This is a genomic window from Zunongwangia mangrovi, from assembly GCF_900112105.1.
Classification (GTDB): Bacteria; Bacteroidota; Bacteroidia; order Flavobacteriales; family Flavobacteriaceae; genus Zunongwangia; species Zunongwangia mangrovi.
This window is the reverse complement of sequence record NZ_FOKV01000001.1, coordinates 1254650-1273970: the sequence shown is the minus strand read 5'-3', so window position 1 is coordinate 1273970 and position 19321 is coordinate 1254650. Positions and strand designations below refer to the sequence as shown.

Genomic DNA, 19321 nt, shown 5'->3' with positions numbered 1-19321 from the left:
TAGCATCTATCCTTTGTAAGCTTTAAGTGCCTTTTCCAGAATTTCCAGTTCTTCTTCGGTATTAAAATAGTGGAAACTCACACGTAAACCTTCACCGCGCTGCGAAACTATGATATCTTTTTCTCGTAAATACTGATATAATTTATCGTCTCCTTTTATATTGAAAATCGATGAATGATCGCCTCTTTTTACAACAGCATCTTCTAATAAATTCATTTCAGTAAAAAGCTTTTTAGCCTGACCTTTTAAAATACTCACCTGATCTTCTATCGTAGAAATACCGATATTTTTGATCAATTTTAGAGCTTCACCTAAACTCCCATAGTTTAAAGTATCCTGATGCCCAGGTTCAAATTTACCCAGGAAATTGCCTTCATGCGCTTTATACTTTCCTTGCAAAGAACCAAAACCCAAATGTTTTGGTGATACTTTACCTTCGATATCTTTATTGAAAAGCATAAAACCATTACCGTAGCCGGCATTTAGCCATTTATACGTACTGGAGATTAAAACATCTATTCCCGTGGCATCAAAATCGAAAGCTTCAGTTCCCAAAAACTGCGTCCCGTCTGCAATAAAAATAACGTCTGGAAAATCCTTTTTTAGCTGGGTGAGGAATGCGATACTTAGCTTAATTCCGTTGATATATTGCACAACACTAAATGCAAAAAACTCAGGTTGTTCCTTCTTTAAAGCTTCAACAATATTTTCTTCTAAAAACTCATTGATTTCAGCATAACAAATTTCAAAATCTCTGGATTCTACAGGCCAGTTGATCGACGGGTAATCATTTTTCAGCAACAACACCTTTTTGGGTTTTTCGACTCCTTCCAAAAGCGTATTAAAACCATAAGAAAAATTAGGTACCAGTCCTACCCTGTTTGGCGCACAATTAAAAGCTTCACCAACTTCTTCACGAACGCCGGTTAGAAGTTTTCCTTGGCCTTCTTTTAAAACACTGCCTGAAATTAAAAAATCGAGATCGTGCTCTTGCCTGAATTCTAAAACTTTCTCGTGAAGTAATCCCGAAGCTGCTGTATTTAGGTAAGTATATCGGTCTAAAACGGGAAAGCCTTTTCTTAAATTACTCATAAGCCTTAAAGAATTCAGTTCTAAAAAATGTAAATTTGTTAATAGCACTAAAGTACCTTTATTTATGTTCTCTAAAAAGAAAAATACTTCTAAAGTAGATGCCGAACAGCGCGAATTGTACGAAAATGCCAGAAAAAGAACACTTCAGAAAAAAAGACTCTTTCAGCACTTTATCGTATTTCTTGGCGCTTCTATTTTGGCTATTATTTTAAATGTGGTAATAGGCTTTAAAGAAGATATATTACTATTAGGCTATAATTGGTTTGTTTGGGTTATCCTTATTTGGGGATTTATCTTTTTGATTCACTTCTTTAATGTGCTTTTAGTAAATACGTTTATGGGAAAAGAATGGCAGGCAAAACAGATCGATAAACTTGTTGCTAAGCAAAAAGAAAAGATTGCTAAATTACAGCAACAGGTAGAGAAAGATCATCCGCTACCTAATAAAAGTAATCAAAAAAACTTCCCAGAAAACAACGAAACTAACGAAAGATTTAAACCAATCTCTCCAGATAAACCAGACCAAAACAACAATCACTAACTTATGGTTACAATGATCGCGGCTGCGGCCGAAAATAATGCTCTTGGAAAAGAAAACGACCTTTTATGGCGATTACCAGATGATTTTAAACGATTTAAAAAACTAACCAGTAATCACCCGATTATTATGGGCCGCAAAACCTTTGAAAGTTTTGATGGATTACTACCAAATCGTACTCATTTTGTAATTACCAGAAACGAAGATTACGATCCTGGCAAAGGAGTTTATGTTGTAAAAAGTTTATCACTGGCATTAAAGATCGCACAAGACCTGGATCCAAATCCGTTTATAATTGGTGGTGGTGAGATCTATAAAATGGGATTGGAAAGAACAGACAAGATCGAACTTACCCGTGTTCATGAAAGCTTTGATGATGCCGATACTTTTTTTCCTGAAATCGACGAAAAGGAATGGAAGTTAACTGAAGAGGTTTTTCATGAAAAAGACGAGAAACACAAATACTCTTTTAGTTACCTAACTTATGAGCGTAAATGAAAACTATCAGCCACTTTTTAAAATAATTGAAGAAAAAAACAATCTAAAAATCAACAATATCACCTCGCTATCTGGAGGAGATATTAATGATGTTTTTTTGCTGAATACTACGGAAGGAAAGAAGGTGGTAAAAATGAATAGCGCCACAAAATTCCCAGGAATGTTTGAAGCTGAAATGGCGGGAATGAAAGCTTTAAAAGCTGCTGAAGCCATCGATGTACCACAAATGATCGATGTATATACTGAAAACGACTACTCCTGCCTTTTAATGGAACATCGGGAAACAGGTTCAAGATCATCCAATTTCTGGACAGTTTTTGGGAAGCAAATGGCCGACTTACATAAAAACACGCAGCCGAAATTCGGTTTTTCTGAAGATAATTATATTGGCAGCCTACCTCAGCAAAATAACGAGCACGAAAATATTGTTGACTTCTATAATGAAGAGCGCTTAGAACCACAATTCAAACTAGCGAAAGAACAAGCTTATGATTTAGGCGACACAAAAAAATTCTGTTCAGAATTATACGATCTTATCCCACAGGAAAAACCGGCTTTAATCCATGGTGATCTTTGGAACGGTAATTACCTTGTTAATGCTGAAGGAAGTCCCTGCCTAATCGATCCTGCCGTTGCTTATGCGCCACGAGAAATGGATCTTTCGATGATGAAACTTTTTGGCGGATTCGACTCGGTTTTATTTAACACCTACTTTGAAGAATTCCCCGTAGAAAAAGGTTTTGATGATCGCGTACCCATCTGGCAACTTTATTATTTACTTGTACATCTCAATTTATTTGGTACCGGCTATTTAGGTTCCTGCAAAAATATTATCGACCGCTACACCTAATTTCACAATTCTTAACAGCAAGCATTTCGTTTTTAGCAGTTTATTAGCGGCTAAGCTCTAAGCTGAATTGTATCTTCATAATAAATAAAAAAGACTATGAGCACAGAGAATTTAGAATACAGTGAAGCTAGAAAAAAAGTAAAATCTTTTGTTGAAGATATTAAAACCGGTATGCTGGTAACCAATATTGGTAGCAAGCCAGTAGATGCCATACCTATGACCACTAAAAAAGTAGATACCGAAGGTAATATTTGGTTTTTAAGCGGTCTAAACAGTGATCACAATGCCAATATTGTAAAAGATAGTGATGTTCAGCTTCTTTATAGTGATGTTAAAGATTACGAATTCATTAGTATTTATGGCCAGGCATCTATAGTTACCAAAAGCGATATTTTAGAAGACCTTTATAGTAGCGTAGACGATACTTGGTTTAAAGGAACAGATGATCCAAACCTTAGCGCAATTAAGGTGAATCCTGAAGAAGCTTATTACTGGGATACAAAATCTAACAAATATGTATCGCTATTTAAAATGGGCGTATCGGCCGTTACAGGAAATCAACAAGATATAGGAGAAAAAGGAAAATTAGACCTATAATATTAATAGTGTATTTGTCGAAAAGACCTCGCAGCTACTTTTTGTTGTGAGGTCTTTTTTATTCTTCCTATTTTTGCCATTATTCCGTTATTTTTTCTGCTGAAGAAAATGACGTAATTATTTATAATTTCGAGTTTCGAAGCCAATATTAGGATCGAAACAGCTATTAAAGCCCTTTTTTAAGGATAAAATTTAGAAAATGAAAGCATACGTTTTTCCCGGACAGGGAGCACAATTTTCAGGAATGGGAGCAGATCTATATGAAAAGTCTGCTGAAGCTAAAGAATTATTTGATAGAGCAAATGAAATTCTTGGCTTTTCTATAACCGAAACAATGTTTAGCGGATCTGCTGAAGATCTAAAACAAACTAAGGTTACCCAGCCTGCAGTATTTTTGCACAGCGTGATTTTAAGTAAAGTTTTAGGAGCAGATTTTAAACCAGATATGGTTGCCGGGCATTCTTTAGGAGAATTTTCTGCTCTTGTAGCTAATAATACTTTAGAATTTGAAGACGCCCTAAAACTTGTTTCTCAACGTGCTTTAGCTATGCAAAAAGCCTGCGAAATCACGCCATCTACAATGGCTGCAGTTTTAGGATTAGAAGATGAGTTGGTAGAAGCTGTTTGTGCTGAAATTGAAGGAACTGTTGTTGCGGCCAATTATAACTGCCCAGGGCAATTAGTAATTTCTGGCGAAGTTGCAGCTGTAGAAAAAGCCTGCGAAGAATTAAAAGGAAGAGGAGCTAAACGTGCATTACTGCTTCCTGTTGGTGGAGCTTTCCATTCACCACTTATGGAACCGGCAAGAAAAGAACTGGCAGCAGCAATAGAAGCTACAAACTTTAAGAATCCAAGCTGCCCTATTTATCAAAATGTGAGTACTACTGCGGTAACAGATCCGGTTGAAATTCAGAAGAATTTGGTATTTCAATTAACAGCTCCGGTAAAATGGACTCAATCTGTGCAAAATATGATGAAAGATGGTGCTACAAGTTTTACTGAAGTTGGCCCAGGAAAAGTTTTACAAGGACTCGTAAAAAAAGTAGATCGTAAAATGGAAACTTCTTCCGCAGCGATTTAAATTCTTCAGAATAAATAATACATACAAAAAAGCCCAATCTTTAAGATTGGGCTTTTTTTAGCGTTAACTTTAAAATTAAGCGTTCACAAACTCGATAAGAGTCGATGTAATAAATTCGATTTGCTCTTCATCTAATTCGGTATGCATTGGTAAAGAAATTACTTCTTTTACCAGTTGATTGGTCACTTCAAAATCGGCTTCATTGTAACGTTCATCGGCATAGGCTTTTTGCTTATGAAGCGGAATTGGATAATATACGCCGCATGGAATATTATTTTCCTGAAAATGCTTTACCAAATCATCCCTTTTTCCGTTCGTGATTCGTAAAGTATATTGATGAAAAACATGGGTATCGTCTTTGCCAACACGAACCGGTGTAATTATATTTTCCTGTTCTTTTAAAGCTGCATCGTAAAGATCTGCTGATTTTCTACGAGCCGCATTATAAGTATCCAATTTTGGTAATTTTGCTCTTAAAACTGCTGCCTGCAAACTATCTAATCTAGAGTTCACGCCAACCACATCATGATGATAACGCTCGTACATTCCGTGGTTTACAACCCCGCGAATGGTATGCGCCAATTCATCATCGTTAGTAAAGATCGCTCCACCATCTCCATAACACCCTAAGTTTTTAGATGGGAAAAATGAGGTGGCTCCAACATGACCAATAGTTCCGGTTTTATGGGTTTTCCCGTTTTTATCGTGGTAGTTTCCGCCAATGGCCTGCGCATTATCTTCGATCACAAAAAGATCGTTAGCTTCAGCAATTTCCATGATCGCATCCATATTTGCCGACTGGCCAAATAAATGTACCGGCACGATTGCTTTGGTTTTTGGCGTAATTGCCGACTTAATTTTTTCAGGATCGATATTAAAAGTATCTGGCTCAACATCAATTAAAACCGGCGTTAAACCTAACAAAGCGATAACTTCTACGGTAGCTGCAAAAGTAAAGTCTACAGTAATCACCTCGTCACCAGGTTTTAAACCTAGCCCCATCATGGCAATTTGCAAAGCATCTGTCCCGTTCCCACAAGGGATTACGTGTTTTACACCAAGATATGCTTCGAGTTCTTTTTGAAAATTTTGAACTTCTGGTCCGTTTATAAAAGCTGTGGAGGTTATCACCTCTTCAAAAGAAGTATTTATTTGATCTTTTATTCCGTCATATTGACCTTTAAGGTCAACCATCTGTATCTTTCTCATTTGTTTTTTCTTGTGGAATCAAAATTACGAAATATAGCAGCTATTGCCATACATTTTTAAGGAAACCCCTACTTTTGTAATCCAAATTCTTTGTTTTGCGAGGCATTTATAATTTACTTACTTATTTAACCAAAGCGGCGCTTCCTTTGCCGGCCATGTTTAACCCAAAACTCAAACTATTTGTAGAGGGTAGAAAACAGGTTTTTCAGCAATTAGAAAAGATTGATTTTTCTAAAGATTGGGTTTGGTTTCACGCCTCATCTTTGGGAGAATTTGAGCAAGCTGTTCCTATTATGGAAGCTTTAAAAAACCAATATCCAAATTATAAGATTTTGGTTAGTTTTTATTCGCCTTCTGGCTATGAAAACAAGAAAAAACACCCTTTGGCAGATGCGATCGTGTATCTACCAATAGACACTCCAAAAAATGCAAAAGGCTTTGTATCGACAGTAAAACCAAAGCTTGCCTTTTTTATCAAATATGACATTTGGCCTAACTTTTTAAAAGAATTAAAAAAGCACAATATTCGCACATTTCTAATTTCTGGTGCGTTTAGAAAAGACCAGATCTATTTTAAGCCCTACGGAAGTTTATTTAGACAGGCACTTCAGGTTTTTGAACATATTTTTCTTCAGAATGAATCTTCAAAACAGCTTTTAAAAACAATTAATATTGAAAATACCACGGTAAGCGGTGACACTCGTTTTGATCGAGTTGCGAGACAATTAGAATATGATAATCAGCTTGAATTTGTAGCAAAATTCAAAGAAAACAAAACCTGTATCGTTGCCGGAAGCACTTGGCCAGAAGACGATGCACTTTTACTGGATTTTATCAATAATGCTTCTGAAGATGTAAAATTCATCATCGCTCCGCACGAAATAAAGTCTGAAAAGATCGAAAAATTAAAAGCTCAAATTGCTAAAAAAACGATCTTATTTTCAGAAAAAAAAGATACTGAAATTAACGAATATCAGGTTTTAATTATCGACACTATTGGATTGCTTACAAGAGTTTACAGCTACGCAGACATTGCTTATGTTGGCGGCGCAGCAGGCACAAGCGGCCTTCATAACATTTTAGAACCTGCAACTTTTGGTGTTCCTATTGTTATTGGGAAGAACTTCGAAAAATTTCCTGAAGCTAAACAACTTCAGCAACTTGCTGGATTATTTTCGGTTGCTTCCGCAGAAGAATTATCCCAAACAATGACCAAACTGGTAGAAGACAAAGAATATAGATCTAAAACGGGGATGATTAGCGGCCATTTTATAAACAGTAACACAGGTGCAACTCGCACTGTTCTCTCCTATCTAGACCAAAAACATTAATTTTTTGAGTGTATTTTAAGACTTTCTACTAAAATTCATTTAAAAAATATCGATAAAAATTTATTCGTCGTAATTTCGACCTGTACAACAATATTTAAAAATCATGAAACGATTAATTTTATTAGGTGGATTTATGGCAATAAGTGCAACGACTTTTTTGTCTTGCCGTGAAGAACCTCAAAAAACCGTTGTAAAAGAAGTTGAAGTCGAAAAAACCGAAAACGAAGGAGTTTTGGAACGTACCGCTAAAAAGGTAGACAAAAAAGTAAATGAAGAAATCGACGAGGAGATCGATAAAATTGGTGATGATAATTAAGGAGATTTAACAAAAACCTTTATTTGTACCGTGTTTTAAAACAGTCTTAGTAAAATTTTACAAGAATTTTTAGCAAGCCTGTTCAATTAGATTATACTTTTATTTTAAACTAATAAATCAAAAAACTATGAAACGATACTTTTTAATATTAGCTTCTTTTTTAACCATTTCTTTTACAGTAACTTCTTGTAGAGAAACCGCAGAAGACAACACTGATGATACCGAATTAAACGACGGTATGGTTGAAGACCAGGAGGATGAAATGGACGATTACAATGATGACGATAATGGAGTTATCAACGATATAAAAGAAGCGGGACAGGATGTTGGCGATGCAGTTAACAATGCAGCTAACGAAACTGGCGACGCTGTAAATACTGCGGTAGATGAGACTGGAAATGCGGTTAATACCGCTGCAGATGAAACTGAAAATGCTGCAGAAGAAGTTGAAGACGAAATTGACGGATCAGACGACTACTAAGAATTATAAATAACCAACCAAAACTTAATATTATGAAAAGAGCCTTAATTATTTTTGCCGCACTTGTAACAACTATTGTACTTACTTCTTGCCGAGAGGAAAAATCTGGTGTAGAAAAAGCTGCAGATAGCGTAGAAGAAGCTGCCGATGATGCAGGTGATGCTGTAGAAGACGCGGTAGATTAAGACACAAAGACTAACAATCAACTTACTAACCAAAAAAAAAGCCCTTTCAGTTTTGAAAGGGCTTTTTTTATTCTTAATATCAGATTATTGATACACTTTTATATAATCGATATAGAATTTAGTAGGAAAAATACTGTCATCTACCTCGGGACCGCCAAAGTTTCCACCAATCGCCATATTCAGTAAAAAATAGAATTTATGTCTAAAAGGATAATGCTCGTCGTCCTTCACTTCTGGTGAAAAAGTATATACTTTTTTTCCGTCGATAAAATAAACAATTTCATCTTTAGACCATTCTACTTTATACACATGAAAATCGTCTTCTACATTATCGATTTTCGTCACTTTAGTACTGGCGTTATCGCCGTGCGTCGCAGGTGTGTGTAAAGTGGTATGTAACGTGTCTTTCATTCGACCTACATATTCCATAATATCGATCTCTCCGGATGCAGGCCAGCCCACTTCGCCAATATTATCACCCAGCATCCAGATCGCCGGCCAAATTCCGTGTCCACCAGGAACTTTAGCTCGGGTTTCTATGGTTCCGTATTGAAATTTGAACTTTTCCTTGGTATTTATTCGAGAACTGAAATAATCGTCACCGTCTTTTTCAGCAGTAATTACCGCCATGCCGTCTTTAATTTCAAGATTTTCCGGACGATAAACCTGGCGTTCGTTATTTCCCCAACCACAAATATCAGGGCAGCCATCACCATTCTCATAGCTCCAATAATCCATATTTAAGCTATCTCCATCAAAATTTTCTTCCCAGATCAATTCTTTTTCCTGAGCATCGCAACTTTGCAAACTCAGAAAAACCAGTCCTAAAATCGCTAATCTTGTCTTCATATTATTTAAATTCAAAATTAGCTTTTTTAAGATCTACAGAATTTCCACCAATCATCACTTCAAAATCCCCGGCTTCAGCTTCCCATTTTTTATTAGCCGTAAAGTATGTGATCATTTCTTTATCGATAGTAAACTTCACGGTTTTGCTTTCTCCTGGCGCTAAAGAAACTTTTTCAAAAGCTTTTAATTCTAGATTTGGTCTTGTAATACTTCCTACAAGATCATGCAAATACAGTTGAACGGTTTCTTCACCGGCCATTTCCCCTGTATTTTTTACTGAAATTGTAGCTTCTATTTCTCCATTTTCAGAAAATGAATCAGCACTTAATTTGATGTCATCGTATTCAAAATCAGCGTAACTAAGTCCGAATCCAAAAGGAAACAAAGCTTCTCTTGGCGAGTCTGTGTAATGAGAGTAGGTTACCTGGGCGCCACCATCTGGTCTACCGGTGCTTTTTTGGTTATAATACAAAGGTTCCATTCCTGAATTCTGCGGAAAAGAAACCGGTAATTTCCCAGAAGGATTGTATTTACCGAATAAAACTTCGCCCACCGCATTACCATGTTGTGAACCTAAAAACCAAGATTCTACAATAGCAGGAACATTTTTAGCACTCCAATTAAGATCCATTGGGCGACCATTCATTAAAACCATCACTACATTTTTATTCGCTTTTTGAATAGTTTTAATAAGAGCGTCCTGAACTCCGGCAAATCCAACATTTGCCTGGCTACGCCCTTCTCCTGTTTGAAAAGCATCTTCACCAACAACCAAAACCACCAAATCTGATGCTTTTGCTAATTTTTCAGCTTCAGCAAAACCACTTTTATCATCTTCGTTAAAGGTCATAGGATTTAAGAACGAACGATCTCCTGTAGAAAGCTTAGCACCTTCAGCATAAGATACTTTTACACCTTTTGGTGCATGATTTTTAATCCCTTCTAAAACTGAAACAGCCGAATTCTCCACAGCGTGTGCTCTCCAATTCCCAAGCGGCGAATCTTTATCGTTCGCCAGTGGCCCAATAACAGCGATGTTTTTTATCGAATTTGAAATTGGTAAAATATCGTTCTCATTTTTTAAAAGAACGATCGATTTTTTCCCGGCTTCTAAAGCGACTTGTTGATTAGCTTCAGAATATAATTCAGATTCCTCGAAAGCTTCATCACAATATTTATAAGGATCATCAAATAGCCCTAATCTGAACTTTACTCGAAGAATTCGTTTTACTGCATCGTCAATCAATTTTTCATCAACTTTACCTTCTTCGATCAATTCTTTTAAAGAAGACTCGTACGCGCCACCTTCCATATCCATGTCGCTACCAGCTTTTACCGCTAATTTTGCAGCAGCTTTTTTATCCTTTGCAACCCCATGCGGAATAAGCTCGGTTATAGAGCCCCAATCTGAAACTACAAATCCGTCCCAATCCCAATCAGCTTTAAGCAAATCTCTCTGTAAATAGGTACTTGCCGTTGCCGGCACTCCATCTATTTCGTTAAATGAATTCATAAAAGTTGCGACACCTGCATCTGCAGCCGCTTTAAACGGAGGCAAGATTGTATTATTTAACTCGTAAATTCCAACATTTACAGTATTATAATCTCTACCAGCTTCAGCAAAACCATAACCAGCAAAGTGCTTGGCACAGGCAGCAATAGTTTTAGCATCTGAAAGATCGTCCCCCTGAAAACCTTTTATTCTGGCTACAGCAATTTTCGAATTCAGGTAAGGATCTTCCCCGGCACCTTCCATAATTCTACCCCAACGGGCATCGCGAGAAATATCCATCATTGGCGCGAACGTCCAGTGAACTCCGGCAGCTGCAGTTTCTCTACCCGCAACTCTTGCCGTTTTCTCCATCAATTCCAGATCCCAACTTGCACTTTCGCCAAGCGGCACAGGAAACATAGTTTGATACCCATGGATTACATCATAACCAAAAATCAACGGAATTTTAAGTCGGCTATTTTCCATCACGATCTTTTGTGCTTCACGCGTGTGCTCTACAGAAGTCACGTTAAGCATAGAACCAACAAGACCATTTTTAAGATTCTCGAGTTTCTTTTCGTTATCTGTTCCGGTAGCGGGACCGGTTACATCCCAGCTTCCGTTATATTGTACCATCTGCCCGATTTTTTCTTCGAGCGTCATTAAAGCCAAAACCGAATCTACTTTTTGCTCTATATCGGCTGGATCTGTAGATTTTACCACAGGCTTTTTATAGGTGGAGAATGCCAGTAAACCTAATGACAGAAATACTCCTATTATTGCTAGTCTTTTTTTCATATCCAAAAATTAAATAAGGGCTACGAGGAAGAACAGATTAACCTCCAGGCAACCCCTATTTCATTAAAAATCTAACCTGAAATTATGTATTTTCTTTATTGAAAAACTTTCACATAATCTACTTCCATAGTATCCTGAGTAAAATCAGGATCTATTGCTCCTCCTAGCGTTCCGCCCATGGCCACATTCAGAATTAAGAAAAATGGCTGATTGAATGGTGTACTTGCATTATTCTCAAATTCATGAAACACTACATTGTCTACAGCAAAAAGAATATGATCTGCAGTCCACTCTAGAGTATAGGTATGGAATTCAGATTCCACATTTTCAACTTCAGTTCCTTTAGAAATTCCTTCTCCACCAGAGTTTCCTGGCATATGAAGTGTACCTAAAACCTCTCCAAGATCGTTACCTACATGCTCCATAATATCGATCTCTCCACTATTTGGCCAACCAACTTCAGCAAAATTAGATCCCAGCATCCAGATAGCAGGCCAGGTCCCGGCAGCAGAAGGAAGCTTAGCTCGCACCTCAACTCTACCATATTCAAACTCCTGTTTATCCATCGTAGTTATTCTTGCTGAAGAATAATCAAATCCATTTGTATTTTCGGCAATCGCATTGATTTTTAAAGTACCGTCACTTACTACTGCATTATCTGCCGTGTAAGACTGGCTTTCGTTATTTCCCCAACCATTATCACCATTACCGGTTTCGATATTCCAGCTATCGGCATCTAAAGAAGCACCCTCAAATTCTTCTTCCCAAACAAGGTTTTCGAATTCAGTTTCTAACTCACTTCCTTCAGCAGATTGGTTTCCTCCGCCAGCACCACCTTCAGGATCTGTAGTGAATTTTATGTACCATGCTAATGCAGGATTAGAACCAGGAATTCCGCGTACATGTAAATAATCGTCTGTAATCTCTAAGATCTCGTAAGTACTTGTGCCTATGTAATAGGACATAAAACCACCATCTGAGATCATCATTTGCGTGCCGGTAGAAACATCTTCTCCCAAGCCCGATTGCGCTGAAGCCAGATTTACGAATTTATTGCCAGAAGTATCAAATAAAAGACATTGATCTTCTGAACCGCCACCACCACCAACGCTTAAGAAATCTACGTTAAAGAATGTAGCATCGTTGTTATTATGATCGAATACGATATTATTATTAGCATCTAAACTAAAAGTGATCATATCGTCATAGAAACAAGGATTTCCTGTTTTCTCGAACGGTGCAGCAGCATAATAATCTGGTGTTACCGTTTCCACCGGCCCAACTCCTAAATGAGCTGGTAGTGCAGCTGCTACATACCATGTTTTAGTATCGTCCCCTGTTAATAAAGATTTGGTTTCTGGATCATCAAATTCGCTAAACACAGTTACTGTAGTTGTCATTGAAGATGCCGTACCACCTGTACCTGTAGCAATCACGGTCACCACGTACTCATTTACCCCTGTTGAAGTAAACGAATGCATTACATTACCATCTGAAACATTAGTTGAAGTATTATCTCCAAAAGCGAATTTGTAGTTTATCGCATTCTCTGCTGAAGCCACAAACTGCACCTGCCCACTACCGTCTCCATAAGGATTATCAGCATCTGCATTAACAATAGTTGCTTCTAAAGAAAGATTTGAGGGCGCCACGACTTCTCCAAAGTCGTGATCATCATCCTGGCAGCTTTGTAAAAAGCTACCAAGAATGATCAAAAGGCCTAGTATATATTTAAAATTCTTCATTTTACGTCTAATTTTTAATTATGGAAATACACATTATCGATATAAACCGTATGCTGTCCCGTAGGATTTCCAGAGAATATGATCTGAGCGATATGTCCCTTAGTTACAAGATTGGTAAAATCACTTAAAGCAATATCCATGCTTACCCATTCGCCTTGCGCCGGAGCTGAAAATGCCAGTTCGTGTTCTACATCATCGCCACCACCATAAGCCGCATCTGCTCCAAAGTCTACCAGTTTTACTCGGAATTCAGTAAAGTCTGAAGACCATACATCTACGTGAAAATGCGTCATTGCAGAAGCATCGATCATTGGTGAAGTTGCTTCTATACCCACATAATCTAAAGCGGAATATTTTTTAACAGCATCGCCTTCTATACTTACTTCTTCATATTCGGCTACAGACCAATCTGTTCTCCAGGTATTCACATTTACATTTGAGTATGCATTACTGAATAAAGAGATCACATTTACTGCATCTAAAGAAAGAACCGGTGCAGCAGCCTGCGGGCCGGAAACTGCTCCATTAGTTTGCATAAGATCGTCGATATAGAATGTACCGCTTGTTTCACCAGGACCATCAACAAACATAGTTATTGTACCGTATTGGCCAGTTGGAACAAATGCTTCGCCAACTCCCTGACTACCGTCGATGTAACTTTTCGTAGCTGTATTAAAATCGAAAGTAAGTTCTTCCCATCCTGTACCGCCGTGAGTTACGACCACTTCGTTTTGACGTTCACCGTTAACTCCGCCTTCTAATTTTAGAAGAATAGGAACAGAAACTTCAGAATAAAATTTAAGTGTAATTAGTTTATTGTCCCCACTGAAATCCAAGGCTTCACCTAAATTGAAAGATCCACCTTCGTAAGCGTTACCAGAATTAGTGATCGCTCCAACATTAGTTTCTACATTGTGAATTCCTGATAGTTGAGGATTACTAACTACTTCGAAACTTGCTCCATTAAAGGTTACAAATTGATAGTCTACTGTTGCATCGTCAAAAGTTACAGGGAATGCTACCGCTCCACTAGCACCATCGATAACAACTTCTTCTGTATACTCTGTAGTTGCAGCCCCTCCACTTAAGGCGACTACTCGTACTGTATAAGTCCCTACATCACTATATTCGTAAGCTGCAGTTTCTCCCTGCATCAATAACACAGGAGTTTCATCTGCTATTTCACCAAAATAAACCTCGTAACCCGAAGCATTATCTGCTGTTGCACTCACTGTAATCTCGTAAGGATTTGTTTGAGTTGGTGTGATCGTTACTTCCAGGTTTTCTGGAGCTAAGAACGAAACGTTTAAAGATTGAGAAGCTTCAGCAACCTCTCCATTAAGGTTCATCGCATAGATAGTTACATCGTATTGCCCTTCAGCGTACGTATGGTCTACCTGAGTACCGGGAGCAAATGAATCTGAAACTTCGCTACCATCTCCAAAATCTACACTAAACATATTTGCTCCAGTAGCCGAAGGCAATATGCTTACTTCACCAGAATTATCCTGCTTTACAGTAAACTTAGCAGAGATATCTGATGGCATTGCAATTTCTACGCTTTCCAGACTATCATCATCTGAACATGATAATAATAGAAGAAAAGAAAAGCATGCTATAATTGATTTTATATAATTCTTCATAATCTATATTTTAATAACCAGTGTTTTGATCCCAGTTACCCTGAGCGAATTGTATTTCTTCTAACGGAATAGGAAAAACCTCGTTCTTATTTGCTGTGAAACCATCGATAAACTGCTCGGCTCTACCTGTTCTTACCAGGTCAAAGAATCGATGTCCCTCTCCAATCATTTCAGATCTTCTATCCTGATAAATTTGCTCGGTAAGTGCAGAACCGGTAAGATCTACTGCATCTAAACCTGCACGATCTCTTACCATATTTAAGTATGTTCTAGCCTGAGCATCATCTATACCGCCGCGATTTAAAGCTTCAGCAGCCATTAATAAAACATCTGCATATCTTATCGCTCTATAATTATTAGGTTGCGTTAAATTAGCATCCCCAAGATTATCGTTTTGTCGTGGTAAATATTTACGGTTGAAATAGCCGGTATGACCAGTTACCTCATCCTGGTTTCCTATATTATAAGAAGCTCCAGTTTCTGAAGCCCAAGCTTCGATATCTAAAACACTAACATCCTGTCTTAGATCACCATCCTGAAAAGAATTATAAGCTTCTTCTGTAGGAAGGTTGAAACCGTAACCAGATTCGAAAACAGGACCAGAATATCCACGGATCCCGCTAAATCCAACCATTACATTTCCTTCACTACATTGTAAACATTCGAAACCTGCACCTTCTGTACCTGTATATTGAATTTCGAAAACAGATTCGGCGCTATTCTCTGCAGAATACTCAAAAAGATTTTCATAGTTTTCACTACCCTGAGTACCATAAAGGTGATATTGGCCAGAATTGATCACTTTTTGAAGTTCTGTTGTAGCTTCAGAGAATTTATCCTGATATAAATACACTTTACCAAGTAAAGCCTGCGCAGCACCTTTGGTTACACGACCAACTTCTGGAGCATTTACCGCTAAATTTTCTTCGGCGTATGCCAAATCCTGCTCGATTAGGGCATAAACTTCACTTCTGGAAGCTCTTGGAATAGTTTGCGCTTCACCTAAAGTAAAACGTCCTTCAGGTTTAATTGGAATTGGTCCAAACCACTTTAATAATTCAAAATTGAAATAAGCTCTTAAAAAGTAAGCCTCGGCTAATAATTGAGATTTACCTTCAAAATCGATATTATCGGCATTTTCTAACACAAAACTTGCACGATAAACACCTGCAAAATTCCAGTCCCAAATATCATCAAGATTATCGTTTACCGGGGTATGCTGCATACGGTCTACCTGCTGCCAGCCAATTACATCTGTTGCACTTTCTCCACCTGCATTAGCATTATCTGATGCTATTTCTCCTAAGATCACATTTACATAAGTACTTTGTAGAATATCGTAAGTTCCTATTAATGCATTATAATAATCATCTTCTGTAGTGAAGTAAGAATCTGAGTTAATCCCGTATGGCGGATCTACTTCTACATAATCATCTCCGCAGGAAGTAATCCCCAGCGAAGCGGCAATTGCTGCCAGAATTATATTTCTTTTGATATTTATCTTCATCATCATTTTTTTAAAATTCAAGATTTACACCTAACATATACGTTCTTGGTAATGGATAGAAACCTAGATCGATCCCTCCACCAATTGGCGCTCCTGTTGAAGCTGTAGGATCGTAACCAGAATATTCAGTAAACGTGTAAACATTATCTACTTTACCGTAAACTCTGAATCTATCAATAGAAACCTTCTGAGTAAATTCAGACGGAATCGTGTATCCTAAACTCACGGTTTGGATTCTTGCGAAAGAACCATCTTCGATATAAAAATCTGAGAATACTTTGTTTGCTGTCGCTGCTGTAGTTACTCTTGGAACAGTGTTGCTTGTACCAGCACCCGTCCAACGATCTAACACGTAACTCATTTTATTTACATTTGGCTGATCTCTTTCGTAGTTACGCACAATATCATTCCCCAGGTTAGAGAACATATAGGTTGCGAAATCAAAATTCTTAAAGTTGAAGCCAAAATTAAAACCTAAGGTTACCTCTGGAATTGGATTACCTAAATCTGTACGGTCATTATTGTCTATCACTCCGTCTCCATTTAGATCACGATATCTAATATCTCCAGGCATTGCCTCTGCACCTAAAGCTAATTGAGAAGGATGCGCATCTACTTCAGCTTGATTTTGAAAGATCCCATCGGTTTGATATCCATAGAAATAACCAATTGGTTTACCTTCTTCCATTCTTGAAATTAAAGGCTGACCTACACCAAAGTTTCCACCTTCGATAAAATCGGTTCCGTTTACCTGAGTAACTTCATTCTCTAGGGTACTTACGTTGAATGAAGCATTTAAAGAAAAGTCATCGTTAAACTTGTTATTATAACTTAAAGCAAATTCCCATCCAGCGTTTCTTACAGAACCTGCATTGATGGTTGGACTTCCCGAAGCAGGAGCTCCAACTCCATAAATTCCTGAAACCGGAATATTAGAGATCAATAAATTATCACGATTATTAATAAAGTAATCTACTGTAAATTCGAATTTTCTGTCTAAGAAGTTAGCATCTAAACCAACATCAAATTTCTTCGCCTCTTCCCATTGTAAATTTGGGTTTGCTAATTGTCCTAAGGCACGACCATTTACTAATAATTGCTCTTGGCCAAGCACATAAGTTGCTTCACCATTTAGCAAAGCTAAATATCCAAAATCTGGAATTTGATCGTTTCCTAACACCCCGTAACTACCACGTAGTTTTAAGAAATTAAGGAATCCATCTTCGTTAAAGAAGTTTTCTTCTGATATTACCCAACCCGCAGTTGCCGATGGAAAATAAGCTACACGATTATTTGGTCCAAACTTGGTTGAACTATCACGACGTAACATTGCAGATAATAAATATTTATCCTGAAATGCATACTGAATACGTCCAAAATAAGACAGCCTTCTTAATTTATAGGAATAAGATGAGTTTGTTTGCTCTTCCCCAGTACCATTTGCACTACTAAGATCTGCAAACTCCCAGCTATTGGCCTGCACTCCGGTTCTTGATCCATAAAGACCTTCACCATTAGTTTCGTAAGCCGTCATCCCTACCAAAAAGGTTACATCGTGAGCATCTGCAAATGTATTTTCGTAAGTATTAAAAAGATCGAATGTATAATCGTTATCGTTTATCTTTCCTAAAGTGACCGAACTATTCGCATTGGTATAGATCTTACCAGTACCATAATTAAATTGAGGTGTAAACTCTCTATTCTTAGTATTGCTTGTATTGAAACCAATACGAGCCTGTAGATTTAGATTCGTAGCATAGTCCAAACTTGCCTGCACAGTACCACTTAAACGATTGGTAATATACTTATTGTACGTATTATCTAGTTGTGTTAATGGGTTTACCACCTCGTTTCCAAGATTTATTTGTCCGTCTAAATTACTTACTGAAGGATCTATCGTTGGCGCAATATTCGCTGCATTAAATAGAACAGACCCTAAACTAAAGCTGTTTACCGTACTACTCTCTGTACTATTATAAAATAACTTTGTCTGAACATTAAGCTTATCGGTAAGATCTGCATTTAAAGTTACCTTGGCAGTACTACGTTCAAATTGTGATTTTTCAGGAGAAATGATACCTTCCTGCTTTAAATTTGAAGCACCAATAGAATAAGTGATCTTCTCTTCCCCACCAACTATAGAAAGATTATGGCTTGTTACCATCGCTTCCTGAAAAACTTCATCCTGCCAGTCTGTACCAGCACCAAGACCATTTACATTAGGGAATGGTAAAGATTGCCCTGCATTAGCATAGCTTTCGTTTAAGATAAGTGCATATTCTGTAGCATTCAAAACGGGTAATTTTCTGGTAGTTTCCTGGATACCGGTATAACCCTCGTAAGAAACCTTTGCTTTCTGATTTTTCTTACCAGATTTTGTAGTCACTAAGATAACACCATTCGCACCTATGGTACCGTAAATAGCAGCCTGAGCATCTTTTAGTACGGTGATGTTTTCGATATCTTGAGGGTTTATGCTATTTAAACCTCCTTCGTATTGAAAACCATCCAGAATTACTAGTGGTTTGTTTTGCCCGTTTGTTGAAATTCCACGAATCCTGATGTTCGATTCTGCTCCTGGAGAACCTCCCGTTGGCGTAACGTTTACACCTGAAGTTGTACCTTGTAAAGCCTGAGCAGCATTTACAGGTTCCAGTTTAGAAATGGTTTCAGCTCCTACATTAGAAACCGCTCCCGTAATATCTCGTTTTCTTTGTTCTCCATATCCAATAACCAATACTTCATCTAGCGCCTGAGAATCGACCGCCAGAATCACATCAATAGATTCCTGATTGGTAATGGTAACTTCCTTACTTGTATATCCAATAAAAGAAAATACAAGCACATCTCCTGTAGAAACATTCTCTATAGAATAATTACCATCAAAATCTGTAATTACTCCATTGGTAGTTCCTTTCACTACGACGTTAACACCGGGTAATGGCATTTGTGTTTCATCTTCTGAAACTGTACCCGAAACCGAAAACGTTTGAGCGTGTATGCCAAATGAAAGCATACAAAATAAAATAAGTAACAGTACTCTATTCATTTGTTGATTGTTTTGTTTGGTACGCAAATTAGTATTTAATGGAAGCTTAAAACGAATTTC

General features: G+C 37.5%; 17 protein-coding genes. 9 read left to right on the top strand and 8 right to left on the bottom strand.

The features are described from left to right. Positions 1-6 precede the first annotated feature (6 nt). On the bottom strand, positions 7-1092 hold the full coding sequence (locus tag BM201_RS05560) for an aminotransferase class V-fold PLP-dependent enzyme (RefSeq protein ID WP_092540351.1): 1086 nt from the start codon (positions 1090-1092) through the stop codon (positions 7-9). Between the two features lie 64 nt (positions 1093-1156). Here BM201_RS05560 and BM201_RS18225 point away from each other — a divergent pair, with 64 nt between their 5' ends. The 5 genes from BM201_RS18225 to fabD all read left to right on the top strand — a co-directional run bounded on the left by BM201_RS18225 (position 1157) and on the right by fabD (position 4656). Further along, positions 1157-1633: a 2TM domain-containing protein gene (locus tag BM201_RS18225; RefSeq protein ID WP_245758581.1), complete on the top strand. Its 477-nt coding sequence runs from the start codon at positions 1157-1159 to the stop codon at positions 1631-1633. Positions 1634-1636: 3 nt separating this feature from the next. After that, positions 1637-2128, top strand: a complete 492-nt coding sequence (locus BM201_RS18220) for a dihydrofolate reductase (RefSeq protein WP_245758580.1) — start codon at positions 1637-1639, stop codon at positions 2126-2128. Then, a complete protein-coding gene (locus BM201_RS05550; RefSeq protein WP_092540350.1) occupies positions 2115-2978 on the top strand; it encodes a fructosamine kinase family protein in 864 nt (287 codons plus the stop codon). The genes BM201_RS18220 and BM201_RS05550 overlap by 14 nt, the downstream gene beginning before the upstream one ends. Before the next feature lie 96 nt (positions 2979-3074). Continuing rightward, positions 3075-3575, top strand: a complete 501-nt coding sequence (locus BM201_RS05545) for a pyridoxamine 5'-phosphate oxidase family protein (protein ID WP_092540349.1) — start codon at positions 3075-3077, stop codon at positions 3573-3575. Positions 3576-3774: 199 nt separating this feature from the next. Further along, complete coding sequence (gene fabD, locus BM201_RS05540; RefSeq protein ID WP_092540348.1) at positions 3775-4656, top strand: ACP S-malonyltransferase; 882 nt, start codon at positions 3775-3777, stop codon at positions 4654-4656. A 75-nt stretch (positions 4657-4731) separates the two neighbouring features. Here fabD and BM201_RS05535 read toward each other — a convergent pair whose 3' ends face one another. Continuing rightward, positions 4732-5865, bottom strand: coding sequence for a DegT/DnrJ/EryC1/StrS family aminotransferase (locus tag BM201_RS05535; protein WP_092540347.1), 1134 nt, complete (start codon positions 5863-5865; stop codon positions 4732-4734). Between the two features lie 95 nt (positions 5866-5960). Here BM201_RS05535 and BM201_RS05530 point away from each other — a divergent pair, with 95 nt between their 5' ends. The 4 genes from BM201_RS05530 (at position 5961) to BM201_RS18100 (ending at position 8178) form a co-directional block, all read left to right on the top strand. Beyond that, complete coding sequence (locus BM201_RS05530; protein ID WP_092540346.1) at positions 5961-7196, top strand: 3-deoxy-D-manno-octulosonic acid transferase; 1236 nt, start codon at positions 5961-5963, stop codon at positions 7194-7196. A 103-nt stretch (positions 7197-7299) separates the two neighbouring features. Then, a complete protein-coding gene (locus BM201_RS05525) occupies positions 7300-7512 on the top strand; it encodes a hypothetical protein (protein WP_092540345.1) in 213 nt (70 codons plus the stop codon). 127 nt (positions 7513-7639) lie between these two features. Further along, the gene (locus BM201_RS05520) at positions 7640-7993 is read left to right on the top strand and encodes a hypothetical protein (protein WP_092540344.1); all 354 of its coding nucleotides are present in this window, start codon (positions 7640-7642) and stop codon (positions 7991-7993) included. Positions 7994-8025: 32 nt separating this feature from the next. After that, entirely contained in the window at positions 8026-8178 is a 153-nt protein-coding gene (locus BM201_RS18100) for a hypothetical protein (RefSeq protein ID WP_175486986.1), read from the top strand. Positions 8179-8262: 84 nt separating this feature from the next. Here BM201_RS18100 and BM201_RS05515 read toward each other — a convergent pair whose 3' ends face one another. The 6 genes from BM201_RS05515 to BM201_RS05490 all read right to left on the bottom strand — a co-directional run bounded on the left by BM201_RS05515 (position 8263) and on the right by BM201_RS05490 (position 19261). Next, entirely contained in the window at positions 8263-9027 is a 765-nt protein-coding gene (locus BM201_RS05515) for a glycoside hydrolase family 16 protein (protein WP_092540343.1), read from the bottom strand. A 1-nt stretch (position 9028) separates the two neighbouring features. Continuing rightward, positions 9029-11317, bottom strand: a complete 2289-nt coding sequence (gene bglX, locus BM201_RS05510) for a beta-glucosidase BglX (RefSeq protein ID WP_092540342.1) — start codon at positions 11315-11317, stop codon at positions 9029-9031. Between the two features lie 95 nt (positions 11318-11412). Further along, entirely contained in the window at positions 11413-13062 is a 1650-nt protein-coding gene (locus BM201_RS05505) for a family 16 glycosylhydrolase (protein ID WP_175486985.1), read from the bottom strand. Positions 13063-13076: 14 nt separating this feature from the next. Continuing rightward, on the bottom strand, positions 13077-14705 hold the full coding sequence (locus BM201_RS05500; RefSeq protein ID WP_139219139.1) for a hypothetical protein: 1629 nt from the start codon (positions 14703-14705) through the stop codon (positions 13077-13079). A 10-nt stretch (positions 14706-14715) separates the two neighbouring features. Next, positions 14716-16212 carry a RagB/SusD family nutrient uptake outer membrane protein gene (locus BM201_RS05495; RefSeq protein ID WP_092540673.1) on the bottom strand — a complete coding sequence of 499 codons (1497 nt, stop codon included), beginning with the start codon at positions 16210-16212 and terminating at the stop codon, positions 14716-14718. A gap of 10 nt (positions 16213-16222) precedes the next feature. Continuing rightward, a complete protein-coding gene (locus BM201_RS05490) occupies positions 16223-19261 on the bottom strand; it encodes a SusC/RagA family TonB-linked outer membrane protein (protein WP_245758579.1) in 3039 nt (1012 codons plus the stop codon). Between the last annotated feature and the right edge of the window lie 60 nt (positions 19262-19321).

Bases quoted from the DNA above. Each gene is read 5' to 3' on its own strand.
- BM201_RS05560 (WP_092540351.1), bottom strand. From the start codon at position 1,092: ATGAGTAATTTAAGAAAAGGCTTTCCCGTTTTAGACCGATATACTTAC.
- BM201_RS18225 (WP_245758581.1), top strand. From the start codon at position 1,157: ATGTTCTCTAAAAAGAAAAATACTTCTAAAGTAGATGCCGAACAGCGC.
- BM201_RS18220 (WP_245758580.1), top strand. From the start codon at position 1,637: ATGGTTACAATGATCGCGGCTGCGGCCGAAAATAATGCTCTTGGAAAA.
- BM201_RS05550 (WP_092540350.1), top strand. From the start codon at position 2,115: ATGAGCGTAAATGAAAACTATCAGCCACTTTTTAAAATAATTGAAGAA.
- BM201_RS05545 (WP_092540349.1), top strand. From the start codon at position 3,075: ATGAGCACAGAGAATTTAGAATACAGTGAAGCTAGAAAAAAAGTAAAA.
- fabD (WP_092540348.1), top strand. From the start codon at position 3,775: ATGAAAGCATACGTTTTTCCCGGACAGGGAGCACAATTTTCAGGAATG.
- BM201_RS05535 (WP_092540347.1), bottom strand. From the start codon at position 5,865: ATGAGAAAGATACAGATGGTTGACCTTAAAGGTCAATATGACGGAATA.
- BM201_RS05525 (WP_092540345.1), top strand. From the start codon at position 7,300: ATGAAACGATTAATTTTATTAGGTGGATTTATGGCAATAAGTGCAACG.
- BM201_RS05520 (WP_092540344.1), top strand. From the start codon at position 7,640: ATGAAACGATACTTTTTAATATTAGCTTCTTTTTTAACCATTTCTTTT.
- BM201_RS18100 (WP_175486986.1), top strand. From the start codon at position 8,026: ATGAAAAGAGCCTTAATTATTTTTGCCGCACTTGTAACAACTATTGTA.
- BM201_RS05515 (WP_092540343.1), bottom strand. From the start codon at position 9,027: ATGAAGACAAGATTAGCGATTTTAGGACTGGTTTTTCTGAGTTTGCAA.
- bglX (WP_092540342.1), bottom strand. From the start codon at position 11,317: ATGAAAAAAAGACTAGCAATAATAGGAGTATTTCTGTCATTAGGTTTA.
- BM201_RS05505 (WP_175486985.1), bottom strand. From the start codon at position 13,062: ATGAAGAATTTTAAATATATACTAGGCCTTTTGATCATTCTTGGTAGC.
- BM201_RS05500 (WP_139219139.1), bottom strand. From the start codon at position 14,705: ATGAAGAATTATATAAAATCAATTATAGCATGCTTTTCTTTTCTTCTA.
- BM201_RS05495 (WP_092540673.1), bottom strand. From the start codon at position 16,212: ATGAAGATAAATATCAAAAGAAATATAATTCTGGCAGCAATTGCCGCT.
- BM201_RS05490 (WP_245758579.1), bottom strand. From the start codon at position 19,261: ATGAATAGAGTACTGTTACTTATTTTATTTTGTATGCTTTCATTTGGC.